The sequence below is a fragment of the Klebsiella sp. BIGb0138 genome (genome assembly GCF_004342285.1).
Classification (GTDB): domain Bacteria; phylum Pseudomonadota; class Gammaproteobacteria; order Enterobacterales; family Enterobacteriaceae; genus Klebsiella.
Genome location: NZ_SMCV01000021.1, coordinates 1 through 15,672 on the forward strand (window position 1 = coordinate 1; position 15,672 = coordinate 15,672).

Below are 15,672 nucleotides of genomic sequence, written 5' to 3' on the forward strand. Positions count from 1 at the left end.
GGGCTGTTCGTCGCGCTAATCTCCCCGCGCGATAAGCGCAAGGGCCGTAACGCGTCAGGTTACGGCCCTTTTGATATTGCCATCGCTGACGGCTAGTGGCCGGCAGATGGCGCGCCCGGCGCCCCGGCGCGGCTGAACGGCGGACGGGCAAACCAGATAACCACAATCAGCGCCATAAACCCCCAGCCCAAAAGCCAGAAGTAGTCGATGGTCGACATCATATAGGCCTGCTGCTCAATGGTTTTATCGATCAGCGCCATATGCTGCTGCGTCGCCCCGCCCATCTTTTCGACATAGTCCACCGCAGCGGGATTGTATGCGGACACGCTCTCCGTCAGATTGGCATGATGGAACACTTCCCGACGCGACCAGATCCAGGTGGTGAGCGATGAGGCAAATGAGCCCCCCAGCACGCGGAAGAATGTCGCCAGGCCGGAGCCTTCCGCCACCTCGGCGCCGTTAAGGTTCGACAGCACAATCGTGGTGATCGGCATAAAGAAAAACGCCACGCCAATCCCCATAAACAGCTGCACTTCCGCAATGGTGCGGAAATCGACGTCGGTATTGAACTGCGCGCGAATCAGGCAGGAGGCACCCATCGTCAGGAATGAGAGCGAGGCCAGGATCCGCAGGTCAAACTTGTTGGCGTAGCGACCGATAATCGGCGTCATCATCAGCGGGAGGATCCCCATCGGGGCGGCGGCCAGACCGGCCCAGATCGCCGTATAGCCCATCTGCGTTTGCAGCCACTGCGGCAGGATAATGTTGATGGCGAAGAAGGCGGCGTAGCCCAACGTCAGCGACAGCGTACCAATCGTAAAGTTGCGGTCCTTAAACAGGCGCAGATTCACGATCGGATGGCGCTCGCCCAGCTCCCAGATAACAAAGGCCACCAGCGAGATAGCCGATATCGTCGACATCACCACAATGTGCGTGGAGGCGAACCAGTCGAGGTCGTTACCTTTATCCAGCACCACCTGCAGCAGACCGACGCCCAGCACCAGTAGCGCGATGCCGATATAATCAATCGGCGCATGGGTGGTGGTCTCCTCGCGCGCGCGCATCTGCGTCCAGACCACCAGCGTCGCGAAAATGCCGATCGGCACGTTGATATAGAAGATCCACGGCCAGGAGTAGTTATCCGTGATCCAGCCGCCGGTAATCGGCCCGACAATCGGCGCCACCACCGTCACCATCGACAGCAGCGCCAGCGCCATGCTGCGTTTGCTCGACGGGAAGATAACCAGCAACAGCGTCTGGCACATCGGAAACATCGGCCCGGCAAAGAACCCCTGCAGGGCGCGGAAGATAATCAGCTCGGTCATGCTGTGGGCGAAGCCGCACAGAAATGAGGTGAAGGTAAACATCACCACCGAGCCGATAAACAGTTTTAACTGGCCAAAGCGGCGCGTAAACCAGCCGGTCAGCGGCAGAGCAATGGCATTACACACCGCAAAGGAGGTGATAACCCAGGTGCCCTGATCGGCGCTGACCCCGAGGTTGCCGGCTATGGTTGGCAACGCGACGTTGGCGATGGTCGAGTCCAGCACCTGCATAAACGTGGCCAGCGACAGCGCGAGCACCGCCAGCCACATACTGGGCGGGGTAAAAGCGGCCTTATCTTGCATAACGTCTCTCTTAACGGGCGCCTGCGGCTACCGCTTTGCTGTTGTCATGAAGGATTTTAGCCACCAGTTTGTCCGCTTCCGCCAGCGGGTTTTGATACACATCGGTGGTGAAACGCGGGCTGCTCACGGTTTGCTGTGGCAGCAGGTGTCCCCCGGCATCGCGAATATCGACGCTGACGTTCATTGACAGCCCCACGCGCAGCGGGTTTTTCTGCATGTCATGCGGATCCAGCGTAATACGCACCGGCAGACGCTGGACGATTTTAATCCAGTTGCCGCTGGCGTTCTGCGCCGGCAACAGCGAGAACGCGCTGCCGGTACCGATCCCCAGGCTCTCAATGGTGCCGTGGTATTCCACGTCGTCACCGTAGAGATCGGCATTGAGGGTCACCTTTTGCCCCAGACGCATCTCTTTCATCTGGCTCTCTTTGAAGTTAGCGTCGACCCACACCTCGTTCAGCGGCACGATAGCCATCAGCGTGGTGCCGGAATCGACGCGCATCCCGAGCTGGACCGCGCGCTTCGCCACGTAGCCGCTAACCGGAGCCACGATGGTGCTACGCGAATTATCCAGATAGCGCTGACGCAGCGTGGCGACGGCGCTTTTGATTTCCGGGTGGCTGTCGATCACGGTGTCATCCACCATCGCGGTATTGGTGCGCAACGCCTCCTGCGCGGCGGTTAAATCGCTTTGCGCGCTGGTGACCGCATCGCGGTAATGCGCGAGATCTTCGGCGGCAATCGCGCCGCTCTGGAAAATACGCTGACGACGCGCGTAGTCGTTTTGCGCCGTCTGCAGGGCCACCTTCTTCGCCGCCACCTGCGCGCGGTAGTTATCCGCCGTGCTGTAAAGCCCGCGGACCTGGCGTACCGTATTGGCGAGGTTGGCTTCCGCCTGCTGCAGCGCGATTTCGGTATCACTCGGGTCGAGCAGCACCAGCGGCTGTCCTTTCTGCACGAAGTCGCCTTCATCGACGGTTACCTGAGTCACCGTCCCCGCGATCTGCGGGGTCAGCGTCACCTGGTTGCCGTTGACATAGGCATCGTCGGTGGACTCATAGAAGCGGGCATACAGCAGATACCACGCCAGTCCGCCCCCGGCGGTGAGAAGCAGAATAATCAGCAGAATAATAAAGTTGCGTTTGCGCTTGCTGCCGCGCTCAGCCTGTTGTGCAGCGGTGGTTTCCATCTTGTCAGGACCTTATTGAATACGTTAGCGATGAGGAGCGACGATCTCGTCCGGCAGCATTTTTGTCAGTAGCTCTACCAGTAAGCGAGATTCATCGGCGGTAAGACGGGCGGTAAGATCGCTGATGATCGAGGCCAGTGCTTCATTGACAAAGCGCTCGCAGATCAGCTGCCCTTTGTCGGTTAATGCCAGGATGACCTGGCGTTTATCCTGTGGATGCGGCGAGCGGCTGATGAGATCGCGCTTGACCATGCGAGCCACCATCCGGCTCATGGCGCCGGCGTCCATGACCAGATTTTTGCTGATCTCAACCGGACTGGTAACGCCTTTGTAGATACTGATCAGCACCTTAAACTGCGCGGCGGTGATATCCATGCCGGAGAAGTACTGGCTAATCAGCTGGTCTTTGAACTGGTTTGCCAGGTGAATCAACAAACCTAAGTGGAATTTATTATTAATCATACCCGGACGATGCGTCATGTTATTTGCCTGGTCAATAATTGCAAATGAAATTACTGACCAGGCAGTTATTTGTCAACGTGGTGTCAAGAAGATCGCACGTTTTGTCAGCGTAACGGTCTATGAGAGCGATGAAAGCGACAGGCCGGGAGTGGGACGTGGGATGCAATACGGCGGCGGAATCACCGGGCAGCGTCTGTTGCGCGCCCGGTGGGAAGCGAGGAGATCACGCCTCTTTGGTATCAAGTTCAGCAAACACCTGCTGGGCGAGGTGCAGCGTCGCATTTGCCGCCGGCAGGCCGCAGTACAGCGCGGAATGCATGATCAGCTCTTTTAACTCATCGCGGGTCACCCCATTATTGAACGCCGCGCGCAGGTGCATTTTCAGCTCCGCTTCGCGGTTAAGAGCAATCAGCATGGCGATGGTGATCATACTGCGGGTGTGGTGGTCCAGTCCCGGTCGGGTCCAGGTTTCGCCCCAGGCATAGCGGGTAATAAAATCCTGAAACTCTTCATTTAACGGCGTCAGATTTTGCAAGGTGCGGTCAACGTGTGCATCGCCCAGAACTTTGCGGCGCACGCTCATGCCCTGCTGATAACGTGCTTTATCGTCCATGGTGTTCTCCGCTTAAAAATTGCAGTAAGGCGGCGCTAAAAGCGGCCGGCGCTTCGATACTGGAGAGATGCGAGGCGGGAAGCACCACCATTTGCGCGTTGGGGATCTGCTGCTGCAAAAAGTGCGCGTCCGCCACGGTAGTGACAGGGTCACTTTCCCCGGCAATAATCAATGTCGGCATGCCAATCTGCCCGACCTCCCCACGCAGGTCCGCCGCCGCCAGCGCTTCACAGCACGCCGCGTAGCCTTCCGCATCACTGTGGGTCAGCTGATGACATAGCGTCTCCACCACGTCCGGCGCCTTGCGGCGGAAGGCGCGGGTGAACCAGCGGTCCGCCGCCCCGGCCGCCACCACCGTCATCCCTTCCTGACGCACGGCCCGCGCGCGGGACAGCCAGCTGGCCTGATCGCCAATGCGTGCCGCGGTGTTGGCCACGACAATTGCATCAAAACGCTCAGGGGCAAAACGACCCAGCCACAGCCCGGTCAGGCCGCCCATTGAGATGCCACAGAAACAGGCTTTGGCGATATTCAGATGATCGAGCAGCGCAATCACATCCTCGCCAAGCTGCGCGAGGGTCACCTTCCCGGATTTGCGGGTCTTGCCATGGCCGTGGCTATCGTAGCGTAGCACGCGAAACTGGCGGGTTAAGGCTGCCAGCTGCGGCTGCCACATCGCCCGGGTGGTCCCCAGGGAGTTGGAAAGAACTATCACCGGCGCGCCTTCCGGCCCGTCGAGTTGATAATCAAGGTTCATGACGTTGCTCCTTGTAACGCGCCACGACCTGGCGCACAAAAAGTTCGGCGCTGCCGGTAGCCGTCGCCGGGTCCAGCAGCGTTGTTAAACGGGGAACGGAAAGATACTGGCTGACCTGCGGATCGCTTTTCAGCAACGCCAGCAGCGGGCGAGACTGGTCGATAGCCTGCCGGCACAGCGCCTCGATGCAATGATGAGCTTCGGCTTTACCAATAAACTCCGCCAGCGCCAGGGTCACCGCTTCCGCCATAATTAAACCGTGAGTCAGATCCAGATCGGCACGCATCTTTTGCGGGAAAACCTGCATCTCGCGGACCAACGCCTCGCTTTGCGCCAGCGCGCCGCCGACCAGGGTTATCAGTTGCGGAAGGGTCTCCCATTCGGCCTGCCAGCCGCCGAGGGCGCGTTCGTGCTGCTGAATCTGGCTGGCGTACAGGGTTGCCACGAGGCCAGGCGTACGCTGGGCGGCGGTTAAAATCGCGCTGCAGGCGATGGGGTTACGTTTGTGCGGCATCGTTGACGAACCGCCGCGCCCTTCTGCCACCGGTTCGCCGACCTCCGCCACTTCGGTTTGCATCAGTAACGCGAAGTCGTTGGCAAACTTCCCCAGCGTGCCGCAGACGCCGGCGAACCAGGCGCCGACTTCCAGCACCCGGTCACGCTGGCTGTGCCACGGCGTATCCGGTAAAGCCAGGCCGAGCGCTTTCGCCAGCTGTTCAGCAACCTGCGGGCCGTCTTTTTTCAATGAATCCAGGGTTCCCGCCGCGCCGCCAAACTGCAGTACCAACGCCCGGGGGCGCATTTCCCGCAGACGCTGCTGCCAGCGCAGCAGCGCATCAAGAGTGCCCGCCAGCTTCAGGCCAAAGGTCACCGGCAGCGCGTGTTGCATCCACGTCCGCCCTGGCATCACCGTATTTTGATAGCGTTCCGCCTGCAGGGCGAATCCGTCAATCAGCCGTTGCAGCAGCAGCGCCGTCTCATCCAGCGCTCCGCGCAGCTGTAAAACCAGACCGCTGTCAATGGCATCCTGGCTGGTGGCGCCCCAGTGAACATAGCGCGCCGCCTCTTCATTCTGCGCCTTGACGCAGGCCGTGAGCTGTTTCACCAGCGGAATAGCCAGATTGCCCGCGCTGGCCGCCGCCTGCTCCAGGGCGGGAAAATCGATCGCCGAATGCCGGCAGGCGTTGACGATCGGCGCGACGGCGGCCTGCGGCACCACGCCACAGGCCGCCTGGGCGCGGACCAGCGCCGCTTCAAAATCCAGCATGCTCTGCACCCGTTGCGCATCGCTAAACCAGGCGGTCAGCGGACTGGTGCGCAACATCGGGGTCAACAAACTCATTTCGGCTCCTTAAACACGTTCAATAATCAGCGCAATCCCCTGGCCGACGCCGATACACATGGTACACAGCGCATAGCGCCCGCCGGTGCGCCGAAGCTGGTAGGCGGCGGTCATCGCCAGACGCCCGCCGGAGGCCCCCAAAGGGTGACCTAAGGCAATCGCCCCGCCGTTCGGATTGACGTGCGGCGCATCGTCAGGCAAACCGAGATCGCGGGTAACCGCCAGCGCCTGCGCGGCGAACGCTTCGTTCAGTTCAATCACGTCCATTTGCGCCAGCGTTAGCCCGGTTTGCGTCAGCACTTTACGCACCGCCGGCGCCGGGCCAAAGCCCATAATTCTTGGCGCTACCCCGGCCGTCGCCACGCCGACCACGCGAGCCAGCGGCTGCAGGTCGTTGGCATTCAGCGCCTGTTCGCTCGCCAGCAGCAACGCGCAGGCGCCGTCGTTAACCCCGGAGGCGTTCCCGGCGGTCACCGAGCCGTCCGGACGCACCACGCCTTTAAGCTTAGCCAGCGCTTGCGCGGAGGTACTGCGCGGGTGTTCATCGCGGGTAAACAGCAGCGGGTCGCCTTTACGCTGCGCGATGGAGACCGCAATCAGCTCATCGGCAAAGCGCCCGGCTTCCTGCGCCTGGGCGGTACGCAGCTGGCTACGCAGCGCGAAAGCATCCTGGTCGGCCCGTGAAATGGCAAAATCATGCGCCACGTTCTCGGCGGTCTCCGGCATGGAATCAACGCCATACCGCGCTTTCATTTGCGCGTTGATAAAGCGCCAGCCGATGGTGGTATCTTCCATTTTCATGCTGCGGCTAAAGGCGTTCTCGGCCTTGCCCATCACAAACGGCGCACGCGACATGCTCTCCACGCCGCCGGCAATCATCAGTTGAGTTTCACCGCTCTTAATCGCGCGCGCGGCGATACCGATGGCATCCAGGCTCGAACCGCACAGGCGGTTAATGGTGCTGCCCGGCACCGTTTCCGGGAACCCGGCCAGCAGCAGCGCCATCCGCGCGACGTTGCGGTTATCTTCCCCGGCCTGGTTGGCGCATCCGTAAATCACATCATCGATACGCGCGGGATCCAGCCCTCGATTGCGCTCCAGCAGCGCTTTCAGCGGCAGTGCGGCCAGATCGTCGGCGCGTACCGCCGCCAGAGTTCCCGCAAAACGACCAAACGGTGTTCGCACCGCATCACAGATAAATGCCTGATTCATCATAGGTTCCTTATGCGCTTTCCGCCAGATGTTCAAAGGTCAGCGCCACCGGAGTGATACGCTGCAGTTCCTCAAAAGAGAGGCCGTTAAAGATTTCCCGCACCACCGGCCCCGTCGGGGTGATATCAATGACCGCAAGATCGGTGTAAATCCGGCTGACGCAGCCGACGCCGGTCAGCGGATAGCTGCAATGCTCAACCAGCTTGCACTCGCCGTCGCGGGTCAGATGGTCCATCATCACGAAGACCTGCCGCGCGCCGATGGCCAGATCCATCGCTCCGCCCACGGCCGGAATCGCATCCGGCGCGCCGGTGCTCCAGTTAGCCAGGTCGCCGCGAGCGGAAACCTGATAGGCCCCCAACACGCAGATATCAAGATGGCCGCCGCGCATCATGGCGAAGGAGTCACCGTGGTGGAAATAACATCCGCCTGGCAGCAAGGTCACGTACTCTTTACCGGCGTTAATCAACTCCGGGTCCTCTTCGCCCGGTTGCGGTTTGCCGCCCATTCCCAACAGGCCATTTTCGCTGTGTAAAAACACTTCTTTATCGGCGGGGAGATAGTTCGCGATACGCGTCGGTAAACCAATCCCCAGGTTCACGTAGGCTCCTTGCGGAATATCGCGGGCCACGCGCTCGGCCATCTCATCACGGGTTAATTTTTGCATGGCAGACTCCTCAGGCGCTCCGGGCGATAGTCAGGTTTTCCAGCGAGAAGACGCGCTGGACAAAAATCCCCGGCGTGATGATATTTTCCGGGTCAAGGTCGCCCAGGCTCACCAGACGAGAAACTTCAACAATGGTCGTTTTGGCGGCGGTGGCCATAATGGGGCCGAAGTTACGCGCCGCTTTGCGATACACCAGGTTGCCCCAGCGATCCGCCTGATGCGCTTTGATCAGCGCAAAGTCGGCCTTAATCGGGTACTCGAGAACATAATGCCGGCCGTCGATTTCGCGGGTCTCTTTCCCCTCCGCCAGCGGCGTGCCGTAACCGGTGGGGGTAAATATCGCCCCCAGACCGGCGCCGGCGGCCTGAATTCGCGCCGCGAGGTTGCCCTGCGGCACCAGCTCCAGTTCGACTTTGCCGCGACGGTACAGATCGTCAAAAATCTGCGAGTCAACCTGGCGCGGGAAAGAGCACACCATTTTTCTCACCCGTCCGGCCTTCAGCAGTGCCGCAAGGCCCACTTCACCATTGCCCGCGTTGTTGTTGATAATGGTGAGATCGCGGGCGCCCTGTTCAATCAGGGCATCGATCAGATAGGTTGGCTGACCGGCGGGACCAAAACCGCCAATCATGATGGTCGCGCCGTCGTGGATCCCGGCGATGGCATCGCTTAGCGTCGACACGCTTTTATCAATCATCAGGTCGCTCCTTTATGTGCGGTAATCGCACTTTTATTCGTTGTTCGCACAAAATGTGACCCGCTTAACGATGTGGGTCAAGGGCGATAATCGAAATATGGTGCGATAATCGAACATCGTATATCTTTAGCGAAAGAATGTGATCGATGGCAAATATGGAGAGGACAATGGAGAAGCATCCAGATGATTTACTGACGGGCGATAGCGATCCGTTTAAGGGCGATCCGAACTTTATGGCCTCGCTGGCCCGCGGGCTGGAAGTGATTCAGGCTTTCACTCCGCAGCGCCCGGTGCTGTCGATCTCGCAAATCAGTCAGAAGACCGGTATTCCGCGCGCGGCGGTCCGCCGCTGCCTGTATACCCTGGGAAAACTGGGGTTTGTCTATGCGGAAGACGGCAAGAATTTCCAGCTGCGCCCGCGCATTCTGGCCCTCGGCCACGCGTGGTTAGCCTCAACGCCGCTGGCGCGTTCGGCACAGCCGGTACTCAAGCACCTGAGCGAGATGCTTAACGAATCCTGCTCTATCGCCACCCTCGACGGCGACGATATTCTGTACATCGCTCGCGCCTCCAGTTCGCGGATTATGACCATCGATCTGGATATCGGCAGCCGCCTGCCGGCGTGGGCAACCTCGATGGGCCGCGTGCTGCTAAGCCATCAGCCGGAAGAGAAGCTGAACGATATGCTGGCGCGGGTGACAATGATTCGCTACACCCCACAGACGGTAGATTCGGTCAATAAGCTGCGCGCCGAGCTGAAGCGGGTGCGCCAGCAGGGCTACGCGCTCAACGATCAGGAGCTGGAGATGGGGTTACGTTCCCTGGCGGTGCCGTTATTCAACCCGCAGGGGCAGGTACAGGCCGCGCTGAACGTCGGCGTGCATGCCGGGCAGGTGTCCACCCGCGAGATGCTGGATCGGGTGCTGCCCGAGCTGCAAAAAGCGGCCCGGGAGCTGACATTGTTGCTGCGCTAGCGGCTACGTTTGGCGTGCCGCTCCCAGTTTTCCTGTTTGGCCTTGGCGGATTTGCGCAGCGCAACGTAACACGCGCCGCTGCCGCCGTGGTGCGCAGAGGCCACGCAGAACGCCTGAACTTCAGGTAGCTCCACCAGCCAGCGGGCGAGATAGCTGCGAATGATATTGGCGTGTGAGGTATCTTCCCGCCCTTTACCATGTACGATCAGCAGATTGCGCAACCCCTCTTTTCGCGCCTGCACCACAAAGGCAAACAGCATCTGTCGGCACTGCTCTACCGGCTGGCGCAGCAGATTAAGGCTCGCCTGCTGGCTATATTTGCCCAGCCGCAGCTTTTCCAGCACGCCGTTCTGCAGCCCTTCACGCTTGAATTCCAGCGGCGTCGCCAGCGGCAGTACGTCGAGATAACCGGTGGTGAGAAAGTTATCCAGCTGCAGGGGATCGCTGCGCTGCGGCGGGCGGGTATTCCGCTCGGGATGCCAATGAACGTCAGTATTACGTTTCAGTGGCTGGACGTCCTCCATGGCGCCAAGAAATAGCGATTTGTCGTCAAGATTCATGAGCACTCCTCCGGCTGCTACCGCAGGCTACTATAGCCGCCGCGCTCCCCCGCCTCAATGCGTTTGTCGGCAAGCGGCGACAATTTAAACCGTCGGACTTCAGGACGGAAACTGATGGCGACTTTGCCGACGAAACTGCGTGATCAGCGAGGCCGTCAGCGGCGTCTGGCGCGAGTCCCGCCGTTGAATCAGATAATAGGTGGCTTTTGGCAACGGCTCTCTCACCGCAACCATCGCCAGCTTATCGGCGATCATCGGATCGTTGCCCAGTTCAACCGGCAAAATACTCAGAAAATCGCTCTGCACCACCAGACTGATGCAGGAAGAAAAGGTTTCGCAAACGATACCGACGTGGGGGATTTGCGCACGGTGGCTAAAAAGATCCTGTAACTGCTTAAAATAGCTGCCGCGCGGCGTCGGCATGGTCCAGCTATAGTCCAGTAGTTGATCGATCGACGTCGCCTGCGCCGCGGGATGCCCCACCCGGGCAAACACCGCGAAAGGCTTTTCAAACAGCTTTTCAAAGCTGAATTCATGATCGTATGGCCCGGGGTAATAGGTATTGATGGTGAAGTCGAGTTCGCCCTGACGCAGTTCGTTGATCATCGACAGCAGCTGGCCCTCCATAATCCGTACCTTCACCAGCGGATGCTGCTGGTGAAAACGACAGATAACCGATGGCATCAGCGAACGCGCCACACTCGCCCCGAGGCCGATATTGATCTGCCCGGTCAACTCCCCCTGGCGCTGCAGCAGATCCTCCTGCGCCGCCCGCAGCTCTTCGAGAATCAGGCTGGCGTGCTGATAAAAGCTTTCGCCGTTTTCCGTTAGCGCCACCCCCTGACTGCGGCGCACGAACAGCTGGGCGCAAAGCCCCTCTTCCAGCTCTTTAATGGCCTTGGTCAACGCCGGTTGCGACAGCGCTAACGCCCGGCTGGCGCCGCGGATGCTGCCCTGACGCGCCACCTCAACGAAGGCGCGAATTTGATGAAATTTGATCTGAAAAGACATCGTCGTAGTGATAACCATTGTTTATCAGACAGAAGAAACTGGCATCTACTGTAATGCATAGCGTTGTGGCAACGTAAGAATCCGATGCGTAAAAACCCATCAGTGATAAGCAAAAGCTATCACATCGTGAAGCACATCACATATTTAAACTATGACAGGACAGGTTATGCCGTTACTCACGCAATACATCCACCAGCTGATGCCGGAAATGACGCAGTGGCGTCGCGATTTACACCACTATGCCGAGTCGGGCTGGGTCGAGTTTCGTACCGCCAGTAAAGTCGCGGAGATACTCCACCGGCTAGGCTACGATCTGGCATTGGGCCGCGACGTTATCGATGCCGACAGCCGGATGGGCCTACCGGATGAGGCCACGCTGGCGCATGAGTTTGCGCGGGCCCGCCAGCAGGGCGCCCCGGAGCCGTGGCTTAGCGCATTTGAAGGAGGGTTCGCCGGCGTCGTCGCCACGCTGGATACCGGCCGCCCGGGTCCGACCCTCGCCTTCCGGGTTGATATGGATGCCCTCGATCTGAATGAAGACACCGATAGCCAGCATCGTCCATTTCGCGATAACTTTGCCTCCTGCAACCCGGGGATGATGCACGCCTGCGGCCATGACGGCCATACCGCTATTGGCCTGGGACTGGCCCATGTGCTGAAGCACTATGCCGATCGTTTACACGGGACGATCAAGCTGATTTTCCAGCCGGCGGAAGAAGGCACCCGCGGCGCGCGGGCGATGGTAGCCGCCGGCGTGCTGGATAACGTCGATTATTTTACCGCGATCCATATCGGCACCGGCGTCCCCGCCGGAACGGTCGTCTGCGGCGGCGATAACTTTATGGCCACCACCAAATTTGACGTGACCTTCACCGGGGTCGCGGCCCACGCCGGCGGCAAGCCGGAAGACGGACGCAACGCCCTGCTGGCCGCCGCGCAGGCGGCGCTTGGTCTGCACGCGATTGCGCCGCACAGCGCAGGCGCGTCGCGGGTTAACGTTGGCGTCATGCAGGCAGGAACCGGCCGGAACGTGGTGCCTTCCGGCGCGCTGCTGAAAGTGGAAACCCGTGGCGAAACCGAAGCCATCAATCAATACGTTTTTGAACGCGCGCAGTCCGTTATCGCAGGCGCCGCGGCGATGTACGGCGCCAGCGTCGACCTGCGTCTGATGGGCGCGGCCACCGCCAGCGCGCCGTCGCCGACGTGGGTGGCCTATCTGCGCGAACAGGCAGCCCTGGTGCCCGGCGTCAGGCAGGCTATCGACCGCATCGCCGCCCCCGCGGGTTCAGAAGATGCCACCCTGATGATGGCCCGGGTGCAGCAGCGCAACGGCCTGGCCTCCTACATGATTTTCGGCACCGAACTCAGCGCCGGTCACCACAACGAGAAATTCGATTTCGATGAGAGCGTGATGGCGATGGCGGTCGAAACGCTGGCCCGCGCCGCGCTCAACTTTCCGTGGCAGCGAGGTGTTTAATGGAGACAATTTACCGCTTTGTCGATGATACGATCGCCTCACGCGCAGCTGAATTTAGCGCCATTGCCGATGAGATTTGGGATCATCCGGAGACCCGTTTTGAAGAGTTCTGGTCCGCTGGACGCTTAGCCGATGCTCTGCAGGCGGAAGGCTTTCAGCTCAGCCGTGAGGTGGGCGGCATCCCGAACGCCTTTATTGCCAGCTACGGTAGCGGCCAGCCGGTCATTGCCCTGCTGGGAGAGTATGACGCGCTCGCCGGACTCAGTCAGGAGGCGCATTGCGCGCGGTCGACCAGCGCAACGCCGGGAGAAAACGGCCACGGCTGCGGGCATAATCTGCTGGGAACCGCGGCGCTGGCCGCCGCGGTGGCGAGTAAAAACTGGCTCCAGCAGCACGGCGGCGGCGGGACCATTCGCTTCTACGGCTGCCCGGGCGAGGAAGGCGGTTCCGGTAAAACCTTTATGGTGCGCGAAGGACTGTTTGATGACGTGGATGCGGCATTGACCTGGCACCCGGAAGCCTACGCCGGGATGTTCAGCACCAGCACGCTGGCGAATATCCAGGCGGCCTGGCGTTTTAGCGGCACCGCCGCCCACGCCGCCAATTCCCCACACCTTGGCCGGAGCGCGCTGGATGCGGTGACGCTGATGACCACCGGCAGCAATTTTCTCAACGAACACATTATTGAGAAAGCCCGCGTCCACTATGCGATTACCGATAGCGGCGGCATTTCGCCCAACGTGGTCCAGGCGCAGGCGGAAGTGCTCTATTTGATTCGCGCGCCGGAGATGGCCGATGCGCAGCAAATCTATGCGCGTATTGAGAAAATCGCCCAGGGCGCGGCGCTGATGACCGAAACCACGGTCAGCTGTCGTTTCGATAAGGCCTGCTCCAGCTATTTGCCCAACCGCACGCTGGAGTCGGCGATGTATCAGGCAGTCTGCCACTATGGTACCCCGCAGTGGAGCGATGAAGAACGCGCTTTCGCCAGCGAGATTCGCGCCACCCTGAGCGAAAATGACCTCAGCAACAGCCTGAAAAATATTGCCGCAACCGGCGGTGACGAGGGCAAACGTTTCGCCCGCCGCCATCGTGAAACGGTGCTTATCGACGAAGTCGCCCCGTGGGCGGCGACGGATAACATTCTGGCCGGTTCAACCGATGTCGGCGACGTCAGCTGGAAGACCCCGGTCGCCCAATGTTTCAGTCCCTGCTTTGCCGTCGGCACGCCGCTGCATACCTGGCAGCTGGTCAGCCAGGGGCGAACCTCTATCGCTCATAAGGGGATGCTGCTGGCGGGGAAAGTTCTTGCCGCGACGGCTATCCGTCTGCTTACCGATGAGACGCTGCTGCAAGCCGGTCAACAAGAACTGGCGCAGCAGCTGGCGGAACGGGCCTATCAATGCCCAATCCCGGAAAACGTGACACCGTCACCTTTAAAATAATAAAACCATCACGAACACTACAACAACTAACACAACGACGACTGAGGAATGCCCATGAGTATGTCATCCATACCGTCGCCTTCCCCCAGCGGAAAGCTGTATGGCTGGGTTGAAAAGATCGGTAATAAGGTTCCGCATCCTTTTTTGCTTTTTATCTATTTGATCGTCGCGCTGGCGATAGCCACCGCGGTACTCTCCGCCTTCGACGTTGGGGCAATCAACCCGACGGATGGGTCAACCGTGGTGGTAAAGAACCTGCTCAGCATCGAGGGGCTGCACTGGTTTCTGCCTAACGTTATCAAGAACTTCAGCGGTTTCGCCCCGCTGGGGGCGATTCTGGCGCTGGTTCTCGGCGCCGGGCTTGCCGAGCGCGTGGGGCTGCTGCCGGCGCTGATGGTCAAAATGGCCTCGCACGTCAGCGCGCGTTATGCCAGCTACATGGTGCTGTTTATCGCTTTTTTTAGCCACATCTCCTCCGATGCCGCGCTGGTCATTATGCCGCCGCTGGGCGCGCTGATGTTCCTCGCCGTCGGTCGTCATCCGGTGGCGGGGTTACTGGCGGCCATTGCCGGCGTCGGCTGCGGATTTACCGCCAATCTACTGATCGTCACCACCGATGTGCTGCTCTCCGGCATCAGTAGCGAAGCGGCAAAGACGCTGGATAGCGCGCTGCATGTCAGCGTGATCGATAACTGGTACTTTATGGCCAGTTCGGTGATCGTCCTGACGCTGGTCGGCGGGCTCATCACCGATAAACTTGTCGAACCCCGGCTGGGTCAATGGCAAGGTCGCAGCGAGGACGGATTACAGACGCTGACGCCTGAGCAACGTTTCGGCTTGCGGGTTGCCGGTATCGCCGCGCTGGTGTTTATTGCCCTGATTGCCGCAATGGTGGTGCCGGAAAACGGTATTCTGCGCGACCCACTCACCCACACAGTGATGCCTTCGCCTTTTATTAAAGGCATTGTGCCGCTCATCATCTTTTTCTTTATCTTCGTTTCGCTGGCCTACGGTATCGCCACTGGCAAGATTCGCCGTCAGGCGGATTTACCGCCCTTAATGATCGAACCGATGAAAGAGATGGCCGGATTTATCGTGATGGTGTTTCCGCTGGCCCAGTTTGTCGCCATTTTTAACTGGAGCAATATGGGGAAATTTATGGCGGTCGGGTTGACGGATTTACTGGAACAGGCGGGGCTAAACGGCGTGCCGGCTTTTGTCGGTCTGGCACTGCTGTCGGCATTTCTGTGCATGTTTATCGCCAGCGGTTCGGCGATCTGGTCCATTCTGGCGCCGATCTTTGTGCCCATGTTTATGCTGCTCGGCTTTCACCCGGCGTTTGCGCAAATTCTGTTTCGTATCGCCGATTCTTCGGTCCTGCCCCTGGCACCGGTCTCGCCGTTTGTGCCGCTGTTTCTTGGCTTCCTGCAACGCTATCGCCCGGATGCCAGACTCGGAACCTACTATTCCCTCGTTCTGCCCTATCCGCTGATCTTCCTCGCCGTCTGGCTGCTGATGCTGGTGGCGTGGTATCTGCTGGGGTTGCCGATCGGCCCGGGCATTTATCCGCGCCTGCACTAGAGGAACCGGGTGGCCAGCTTCTGGCCACCCTCCGCGCAACGCGACGCGGCATTCTTC

General features: G+C 59.9%; 15 protein-coding genes. 4 read left to right on the plus strand and 11 right to left on the minus strand.

The window, feature by feature from the left end:
• Positions 1-92: 92 nt before the first annotated feature.
• The 9 genes from EDF73_RS26910 to EDF73_RS26950 all read right to left on the minus strand — a co-directional run bounded on the left by EDF73_RS26910 (position 93) and on the right by EDF73_RS26950 (position 8,567).
• Positions 93-1,628 (minus strand): DHA2 family efflux MFS transporter permease subunit, encoded by a 1,536-nt coding sequence (locus EDF73_RS26910; protein ID WP_132731985.1) that lies wholly within the window; start codon positions 1,626-1,628, stop codon positions 93-95.
• A gap of 10 nt (positions 1,629-1,638) precedes the next feature.
• The gene (locus EDF73_RS26915; protein ID WP_132731986.1) at positions 1,639-2,817 is read right to left on the minus strand and encodes an efflux RND transporter periplasmic adaptor subunit; all 1,179 of its coding nucleotides are present in this window, start codon (positions 2,815-2,817) and stop codon (positions 1,639-1,641) included.
• Between the two features lie 24 nt (positions 2,818-2,841).
• Positions 2,842-3,297: a MarR family transcriptional regulator gene (locus tag EDF73_RS26920; RefSeq protein WP_132731987.1), complete on the minus strand. Its 456-nt coding sequence runs from the start codon at positions 3,295-3,297 to the stop codon at positions 2,842-2,844.
• A gap of 205 nt (positions 3,298-3,502) precedes the next feature.
• Positions 3,503-3,892, minus strand: a complete 390-nt coding sequence (pcaC, locus tag EDF73_RS26925; protein ID WP_132731988.1) for a 4-carboxymuconolactone decarboxylase — start codon at positions 3,890-3,892, stop codon at positions 3,503-3,505.
• Complete coding sequence (pcaD, locus tag EDF73_RS26930; RefSeq protein ID WP_132731989.1) at positions 3,882-4,649, minus strand: 3-oxoadipate enol-lactonase; 768 nt, start codon at positions 4,647-4,649, stop codon at positions 3,882-3,884. The genes pcaC and pcaD overlap by 11 nt, the downstream gene beginning before the upstream one ends.
• Positions 4,639-5,991, minus strand: coding sequence for a 3-carboxy-cis,cis-muconate cycloisomerase (locus tag EDF73_RS26935; protein WP_132731990.1), 1,353 nt, complete (start codon positions 5,989-5,991; stop codon positions 4,639-4,641). Before EDF73_RS26935 ends, pcaD begins: the two co-directional genes overlap by 11 nt.
• Before the next feature lie 9 nt (positions 5,992-6,000).
• Entirely contained in the window at positions 6,001-7,203 is a 1,203-nt protein-coding gene (gene pcaF / locus EDF73_RS26940) for a 3-oxoadipyl-CoA thiolase (protein ID WP_132732013.1), read from the minus strand.
• Between the two features lie 10 nt (positions 7,204-7,213).
• Positions 7,214-7,870: a 3-oxoacid CoA-transferase subunit B gene (locus tag EDF73_RS26945; protein WP_132731991.1), complete on the minus strand. Its 657-nt coding sequence runs from the start codon at positions 7,868-7,870 to the stop codon at positions 7,214-7,216.
• A gap of 10 nt (positions 7,871-7,880) precedes the next feature.
• On the minus strand, positions 7,881-8,567 hold the full coding sequence (locus tag EDF73_RS26950; RefSeq protein ID WP_132731992.1) for a 3-oxoacid CoA-transferase subunit A: 687 nt from the start codon (positions 8,565-8,567) through the stop codon (positions 7,881-7,883).
• A gap of 167 nt (positions 8,568-8,734) precedes the next feature.
• Here EDF73_RS26950 and EDF73_RS26955 point away from each other — a divergent pair, with 167 nt between their 5' ends.
• On the plus strand, positions 8,735-9,541 hold the full coding sequence (locus EDF73_RS26955) for an IclR family transcriptional regulator C-terminal domain-containing protein (RefSeq protein WP_132731993.1): 807 nt from the start codon (positions 8,735-8,737) through the stop codon (positions 9,539-9,541).
• Here EDF73_RS26955 and smrA read toward each other — a convergent pair.
• Entirely contained in the window at positions 9,538-10,101 is a 564-nt protein-coding gene (gene smrA, locus EDF73_RS26960; RefSeq protein WP_132731994.1) for a DNA endonuclease SmrA, read from the minus strand. The two genes, EDF73_RS26955 and smrA, sit on opposite strands and share 4 nt — an antisense overlap.
• Before the next feature lie 99 nt (positions 10,102-10,200).
• Positions 10,201-11,112 (minus strand): LysR family transcriptional regulator, encoded by a 912-nt coding sequence (locus tag EDF73_RS26965; protein ID WP_132731995.1) that lies wholly within the window; start codon positions 11,110-11,112, stop codon positions 10,201-10,203.
• Positions 11,113-11,278: 166 nt separating this feature from the next.
• Here EDF73_RS26965 and EDF73_RS26970 point away from each other — a divergent pair, with 166 nt between their 5' ends.
• From EDF73_RS26970 to abgT, 3 genes are read left to right on the plus strand one after another with little or no spacing between them, the layout of a single operon-like run.
• Entirely contained in the window at positions 11,279-12,589 is a 1,311-nt protein-coding gene (locus EDF73_RS26970) for a M20 family metallo-hydrolase (RefSeq protein ID WP_132731996.1), read from the plus strand.
• Positions 12,589-14,034: a M20 family metallopeptidase gene (locus EDF73_RS26975; RefSeq protein WP_132731997.1), complete on the plus strand. Its 1,446-nt coding sequence runs from the start codon at positions 12,589-12,591 to the stop codon at positions 14,032-14,034. The genes EDF73_RS26970 and EDF73_RS26975 overlap by 1 nt, the downstream gene beginning before the upstream one ends.
• A gap of 54 nt (positions 14,035-14,088) precedes the next feature.
• Positions 14,089-15,615 carry a p-aminobenzoyl-glutamate transporter gene (abgT, locus tag EDF73_RS26980; RefSeq protein ID WP_132731998.1) on the plus strand — a complete coding sequence of 509 codons (1,527 nt, stop codon included), beginning with the start codon at positions 14,089-14,091 and terminating at the stop codon, positions 15,613-15,615.
• Positions 15,616-15,672: the final 57 nt, after the last annotated feature.

Coding starts and splice junctions, on each gene's coding strand:
- pcaD (WP_132731989.1), bottom strand. CDS start 4,649: ATGAACCTTGATTATCAACTCGACGGGCCGGAAGGCGCGCCGGTGATA.
- smrA (WP_132731994.1), bottom strand. CDS start 10,101: ATGAATCTTGACGACAAATCGCTATTTCTTGGCGCCATGGAGGACGTC.
- EDF73_RS26910 (WP_132731985.1), bottom strand. CDS start 1,628: ATGCAAGATAAGGCCGCTTTTACCCCGCCCAGTATGTGGCTGGCGGTG.
- EDF73_RS26920 (WP_132731987.1), bottom strand. CDS start 3,297: ATGACGCATCGTCCGGGTATGATTAATAATAAATTCCACTTAGGTTTG.
- EDF73_RS26915 (WP_132731986.1), bottom strand. CDS start 2,817: ATGGAAACCACCGCTGCACAACAGGCTGAGCGCGGCAGCAAGCGCAAA.
- EDF73_RS26945 (WP_132731991.1), bottom strand. CDS start 7,870: ATGCAAAAATTAACCCGTGATGAGATGGCCGAGCGCGTGGCCCGCGAT.
- EDF73_RS26970 (WP_132731996.1), top strand. CDS start 11,279: ATGCCGTTACTCACGCAATACATCCACCAGCTGATGCCGGAAATGACG.
- EDF73_RS26950 (WP_132731992.1), bottom strand. CDS start 8,567: ATGATTGATAAAAGCGTGTCGACGCTAAGCGATGCCATCGCCGGGATC.
- abgT (WP_132731998.1), top strand. CDS start 14,089: ATGAGTATGTCATCCATACCGTCGCCTTCCCCCAGCGGAAAGCTGTAT.
- pcaF (WP_132732013.1), bottom strand. CDS start 7,203: ATGAATCAGGCATTTATCTGTGATGCGGTGCGAACACCGTTTGGTCGT.
- EDF73_RS26965 (WP_132731995.1), bottom strand. CDS start 11,112: ATGTCTTTTCAGATCAAATTTCATCAAATTCGCGCCTTCGTTGAGGTG.
- EDF73_RS26975 (WP_132731997.1), top strand. CDS start 12,589: ATGGAGACAATTTACCGCTTTGTCGATGATACGATCGCCTCACGCGCA.
- pcaC (WP_132731988.1), bottom strand. CDS start 3,892: ATGGACGATAAAGCACGTTATCAGCAGGGCATGAGCGTGCGCCGCAAA.
- EDF73_RS26955 (WP_132731993.1), top strand. CDS start 8,735: ATGGAGAAGCATCCAGATGATTTACTGACGGGCGATAGCGATCCGTTT.
- EDF73_RS26935 (WP_132731990.1), bottom strand. CDS start 5,991: ATGAGTTTGTTGACCCCGATGTTGCGCACCAGTCCGCTGACCGCCTGG.